Below are 5,885 nucleotides of genomic sequence, written 5' to 3'. Positions count from 1 at the left end.
TGGCGCGACCCGGCGTCGCCCGCCTGGTCGCCGCATGGGAGCCGCCCGCCCGCAAGTCGATCGGTGCTCCGCGGACGCTGCGGGTGGTCGACCCCACCGGTGACCACGGCGACTGGGTCGCGCTGTTCGCCGAATCCGCCCGCCGCTTCGGCGCCACGATCCACGACAGTCCGGACGCCCCGGCCGACACCTTGCTCTGGGCGATCCCGCGTGGCGGCGAGCCCGCCGACGCGGTCAAACAGATCACCGCCTACCTGTCCGATCTCGCCATCGGCACGGCGCCGGCCGGAATCGACCGGGTCGTGATCGCGACCCTCGGCGCCGAGCACATCGGCGACGACCCACTGCCGTCGGTGTTCTCCGCCGGCGCCGCCGTGGCGGTCGAGTCCCTGGTCGCGGAGTGGTCGGGCATGCGGTGCGTGCGCCTCGATCTGCCGGCGACACCCCCGACGGCCGCGGACGCCGCCGCGGCGATGGCGGCGATCCACACCGTCGGCGAACGCGACTTCGCGATCCGCGAGGGCGTCGTCCACGTGCAACGACTGCGCCGGGCCGATCTGCCCACCGACCGGACCCCCGTCGGGTCGGCGGTCGTCATCGGCGGCACCGGACGACTCGGCCTCGCCTATGCCCGTCGCCTGATCGATCGGGGCGCCCGGGCGGTGACGCTGGTCAATCGCGGCGGGCCCCGCCCGGAACAGGCGACGGAACTGGCCGACCTGCGCGCCGGCGGCGCGACCGTCGAGGTGGTCGGCTGCGACATCACCGACCCGGCTGCGGTGGCGGCCTTCGTGCGCGGCCGGACCGAACCGATCGACCTGCTCGTACACGCCGCGGTCGACTACGTCCACGGCCGATCGGCCGCCCTGGACGCCGCCGCCGTCCACCGCGCCCTCGCCGCGAAGGTCGATGGGCTGCGGCATCTGCTGGACGGGTCGGCGATCGGCCCGGGCACCACGGTCGACCTCTGCTCGTCGGTATCGGCGACCTTCACCGGCCCCGGGTTGGCCGGCTACGCCGCCGGCAACCGGATGCTCGACGCGATCGCCCCGCACCTGCGGGCCGGCGGCGTGCACTGCCGGTCGGTGCGTTGGGGTGTCTTCGGCGACCCCGACGCCGGCACCGACGCCTACCGGGCGCTCGTCGCCGATGCCGCCGGCGCCGGCCTGCTCGATCTCACCCCCGACGAGGCCTTCGACGCGGGTGTCACCGCGGCGGTCGACGAGGACTGCCTGGTGCTGCGCGCCGATTGGGAGACCCTGGCACGGGTCTGCGAACTCCAGGGGCGGCCGCGGTTGCTGCCGGATCCGGTCTGTCCCGACGCCCTTCCCGCGCCCTCGGTTCCGGCCACCCCATCGGCCGCCCCGCCGGCCACCCCATCGGCCGCCCGGCCGGCAGCGGAGGCCGCCGATCCGGTCGAGGTGCTGCCCGCGATCCTGCGCAGCGTCCTGGGTCTGGAACCCGACGAGCCGATCGACCGGACGATGCCGTTGGTCGGACTGGGCGTCGACTCGTTGCAGGCACTCGATCTCAACCGGATGCTGCTCGGCGCCCTCGGTCGGGATATCCCGGCCACCACCCTGCTGTCCGGGGCGAGTGTCGACGACCTGATCGACGTGCTGCGCAGTCCGCCCGCCGGCGGCTGACCGCCCCCCGCAAGATCACCTATCCGCTGCGGCGACCCGCGCGGACATCCCGCACCACCCACGACGAACGGAGCGATCATGACCCCCGCGATCGACACCAGGCTCGAAGAGATCCTGCGCGACGACCTCCAGGTCGACACCTCGGCGGTCACCCGCGAATCCCACCTGATCGACGAGGTGGGACTCGACTCGGTGGCCTTCGCCGTCGGCATGGTCGCCATCGAGGAGAAACTCGGCGTCACCCTGTCCGAGGAGGACCTGATGGCCTGCGAAACGGTTGGCGACCTCGAGTCCGCCGTCCTCGGAAAGCTGGGCTGACCGGTGCCGGATACCATCGTCGACCCCGCCGCCCGCACCGCCGCCGCGATCCGGGACGCCGAAGCCGCCGGCCGGGCGCGACAGGAGTGGCCGAACCGGTTGGCGGCGATCGTCGCCGGCTCGACCGTCGAGTCGGTCGACCACCTGCACGTCTGGCACGGCTCCGAGAAGCTGTGGAAGGCCCTGCCGTGGAATCAGATCCACGAGCGCGCGAAGCAGATCGGAGCCCGCATCGTCGCCGACTGCCCCGACGGTCCGCGGCCGGTGGCGCTGCTCGGCGATCCGACGGTCGACCAGATCGCGGCGATCATCGGCACGTGGTTCGTGGGCGCGTCGATCACGATCGTGCCGGGACCGATCCGCGGCGCCGATCCGCAGCAGTGGGCCCGCGCCACGGCCGCCCGGTTGACGAGCCTGGGTGTAACGACGGTGCTGGGCAACGGCGAATCGGCGGAGTTGCTCGCCGCGGATCCGGATGCGCCCGCCGTCCACGAGGTCACCGACTATGGACGGGAGATCACCGTCAACGGTCCGGTGCCGATCTACCCGAGCGACAACCCGATCGCCGTCCTGCAGAGCACGGCCGGGTCTACCGGGACGCCGAAGACGGTGGTGCTCGACGCGGAAACCGTCGTCACCAATATCGGTGCCGTCGCCCAGCGCATCGGCACCGACAAGAACCGCGACTCCGGATTCAGCTGGTTGCCGCTCTATCACGACATGGGGCTGACCGTGGTGGTGACCACGATCCTGCCCGGCTGCGCACCGCTGTGGCTCGTCCCCAATACCGCTTTCGCGGCGGCCCCCTTCCGTTGGCTGTCCTGGTTGCACGAGAGCGGCGCGACGATCACCGCCGCCCCCAATTTCGCCTACGACATCCTCGGCCGTTTCGGATCGTTGGTCCGGGACATCGACCTCTCGCGGGTGCGCTACGCGATCAGTGGCGGAGAGCCGATCGACCCGGACGCCTTCGACACCTTCATCGAGGTGGCCGCTCGGGTCGGCCTGGACCCGGCGGCGATGGCCCCGGCCTACGGAATGGCCGAAACCACCTGCGCGATCACCCTGCCGCATCCCGGCGACGGTGCCCGCTACGACGAGGTCACCGTGGTCGATCCCGATGGCGTCGAACGTCTCCGCCGCTACCCGACACTGGGCTCGCCGCTCGAGGGCCTCGAGGTCGCGGTGCTTCCCGCGGGCGTGGAGACCCCGAATATCGTCGGCCGGGAGGTCGGGGAGATCGCGGTGCGCGGGACCTCCTTGATGGTCGGCTACCTGGGTGAGGAACCGATCGACCGGACCGAATGGATGCGCACGGGTGACCTCGGCTACCTGATCGACGGACGCCTCGTCGTCTGTGGGCGCGCCAAGGAGATCATCATCGTCGCGGGACGCAATCTGTTCCCGATCGAGATCGAACGCGCCGTCGCCGCGGTCGCCGGCATCCGCTCCGGCTGCGTCGCGGCGATCGAGGGCGGCGGGGTGACGCGTCAGGGCCTGGTGATCGTCGCCGAACGCAAAAAGAAGAACGCCGACGAATCCGCATTGCGGCGCGCGGTGACCGCCGCGGTGTCCGCGGAGTTCGGGATCGTGCCGGTGGCGGTGATCTTCCTGGACGCCGGCAGTCTGCCCAAGACCACCTCGGGCAAACTGCGGCGCCTCGAGATCACCCGGCTCGTCCACGAGGGGGCGGTGGCATGACCGGCACCCTCGCCGAGCCGGCGATGAGCATCGAGTCCTACCGTGCCCTGCTCGACGCCACCTTCGACGACTCGGTGCGGCGATGGACATGCGAAGCCGAACGCGCCGAACACTTCCCGCGGGAGCTGCTCGAATACCTCGGTCAGGCGGGGGTATTCAGTCACAAGTGGTCGCGCGGCGGCCCGACCGGCGGAGTCGACCTGCCGAAGCTGGTCGAACTGGCCTACCACCTGGGCGCCCTCGGCTCGGCCGGTATCAGTGTCGGTGTGAGCCTGCACGACTCGGCGATCGCCATCCTGCGCCGGTTCGGGCGCAGCGACCATCTGCGCGACGTCGCCGAGCGCGCCATCCGCGGCGAGGCGGTGCTGTGCCTGGCCGCATCGGAATCGTCCGGTGGCTCGGACCTGCAGATCGTCGGCACCCGGCTCGAGCCGGAGGGCGACGGCTACCGGGTGCGCGGTCGCAAGAAGTTCGTCTCGCTGTCTCCGATCGCCGACTACATCCTGGTGGTCTGCCGCCGCCACGAGGACGCCGAACACACCGACCACGGCAACGTCGCCCTGGTGCTCGTACCGACCACCGACGTGCGGATCGAGCAGCCCTACCGCAAGCTCGGCGCGGCGCCCCTGGACACCGCTGCCGTCTCCTTCGACGTCCACGTTCCCGCCGACGCGCTGATCGCGCGCCCCGGAACGGGATTGGCCGCGGTCAGCTGGGGCCTGGCCCACGAGCGATTGTCGATCGCCGGCCAGGCGGTCGCGTCGAGCGAGTACGTCCTGGGCGTGACCCTGGCACGGATGAAGCAGCGCACCCAGTTCGGCTCCACCCTCTACGAGCATCAGGCGCTGCGGTTGCGGATCGCCGATCTCGCGGCGCGCGTCGAGATGATGCGGCACGCCCTGGAAGGCATCGCCGCCCGGCCGATGAACCTGCGGACCGCGGCGGCCGCGAAGGTCTCCGCGGCGCGGCTGGGGGAGGAGGTCGTCGGTGAGTGCGTGCACATCTTCGGCGGCGCCGGCTATCTGGTCGACGAGACGCCGCTGGGGCGCTGGTGGCGCGATATGAAGCTCGCCCGAGTCGGCGGCGGCACCGACGAGGTGCTGTGGGAGTTGGTGGCCGCCGCCCTCCGGCCGGACGTCGCCGGCTATGCCGACGTCGCCGCCGGAATCACCTGAGCGCTATTCGACGGGCAGGTCGTCGGGGGTGCGCGGGAGAACGAACAGCGCCACCCGGCGATCCGCGCGCATATCGCGCTCGCCGAGGAAGACCCCGCCGGCAAACTCCGCGAGCCGGCGCATCGCGGTATTGCGGTGATCCGGCTCGAAGATGATGCGCCGACAGTTCGGGTCGGCGTCGAAGATGCTGCGGATCAACGCCGGGAGCAGCCGCGCCGCAGCGCCCTTGTTGACGATCGACAGCTCGGCGACCGCCGCGTGCAGGCCGACGTCGTACGGGTCGGCCGGGTAGAGGCGGCCGACGGAATCCTTGGCGGCCCGGTAGATCTCGAGATAGGCCATATCGGCGCCCTTGTAGGAGCCGATCAGCGGGAGCGAGTACGTGCCGTCCACCTGGGCGCGCAGGTGGCGGTACCAGCGGTCGACCGGCCAGTCGTATTCCCACGCGGCCGCGAGATGCGGACGGTTCATCCACTCGGCGATCATCGCGGTGTCCGGGCCCTCCGGATCGGCGACGCGAATCGCGTAGGGGGAGTCGAGCGCGGGGACCGGGGGCGCCGGAGTCGCACGGACCTCGTCGGTGATGTCGGTCAGTTCGCGGGCGAGAACCGGCGGGGTATCGGTCACATCGGTCACGGGTGGCTTGCTCGCATTCTCTCGATCGCCGATGGCGGTGGCATGGGAACCGCCACATCGCAGTTGTATAGAAAGCCTAGCCTAACTGTGCTTCAATAGCCGGTGGCGTCGGCGGTAGCCTGCGCCCGCCGATGGCCACCATCCGGTGCCCGGTAGAGAGTCTTCAATCATGTTCAGGGGAACTGTGCAAGAGGAGTCGGTACAGAAGTCGGGTGTCAACGTCCCGACGGTGCTGGCCTCGGCCGGTGTCGCCGCGGTTGTGTCGTCGCTGGTGGTGACGATCGGTGTGGTCGGGATGATGTTGTCCGGCAACGGCGACGACAACGCGACCGCCGCCCAGCCGACGGTGGTCAACCTGGGATCGGCGGCTGCCGGCAGCGCCGCGCCCGCCCAGGCCGCGGCCCCCGCC

5 protein-coding genes and 1 pseudogene are annotated in these 5,885 nt (G+C 71.1%); 5 read left to right on the top strand and 1 reads right to left on the bottom strand.

Annotated features, from left to right (window positions below; all coding sequences use genetic code 11):
- The 4 genes from MB1_RS24645 to MB1_RS24630 all read left to right on the top strand — a co-directional run.
- Positions 1-1,646: beta-ketoacyl reductase (locus MB1_RS24645; RefSeq protein WP_157084395.1), on the top strand; the 1,646-nt coding region annotated here is incomplete at its 5' end.
- A gap of 78 nt (positions 1,647-1,724) precedes the next feature.
- A complete protein-coding gene (locus MB1_RS24640; RefSeq protein ID WP_066913729.1) occupies positions 1,725-1,964 on the top strand; it encodes an acyl carrier protein in 240 nt (79 codons plus the stop codon).
- A 3-nt stretch (positions 1,965-1,967) separates the two neighbouring features.
- Entirely contained in the window at positions 1,968-3,665 is a 1,698-nt protein-coding gene (locus tag MB1_RS24635) for an AMP-binding protein (RefSeq protein WP_066913725.1), read from the top strand.
- Positions 3,662-4,840 (top strand): acyl-CoA dehydrogenase family protein, encoded by a 1,179-nt coding sequence (locus MB1_RS24630; protein WP_066913722.1) that lies wholly within the window; start codon positions 3,662-3,664, stop codon positions 4,838-4,840. Before MB1_RS24635 ends, MB1_RS24630 begins: the two co-directional genes overlap by 4 nt.
- Positions 4,841-4,843: 3 nt before the next feature.
- Here MB1_RS24630 and MB1_RS24625 read toward each other — a convergent pair whose 3' ends face one another.
- Positions 4,844-5,476 carry a GNAT family N-acetyltransferase gene (locus MB1_RS24625; protein WP_066913719.1) on the bottom strand — a complete coding sequence of 211 codons (633 nt, stop codon included), beginning with the start codon at positions 5,474-5,476 and terminating at the stop codon, positions 4,844-4,846.
- A 169-nt stretch (positions 5,477-5,645) separates the two neighbouring features.
- Between MB1_RS24625 and MB1_RS24620 the strand changes: the two are divergent.
- Positions 5,646-5,885: pseudogene (locus MB1_RS24620) on the top strand (hypothetical protein); the annotation flags it as partial.

The sequence above is a fragment of the Millisia brevis NBRC 105863 genome (assembly GCF_001552615.1).
Classification (GTDB): domain Bacteria; phylum Actinomycetota; class Actinomycetes; order Mycobacteriales; family Mycobacteriaceae; genus Millisia; species Millisia brevis.
The sequence above is the reverse complement of the archived record's forward strand: the minus strand, read 5'-3'. Positions and strand labels throughout refer to the sequence as shown.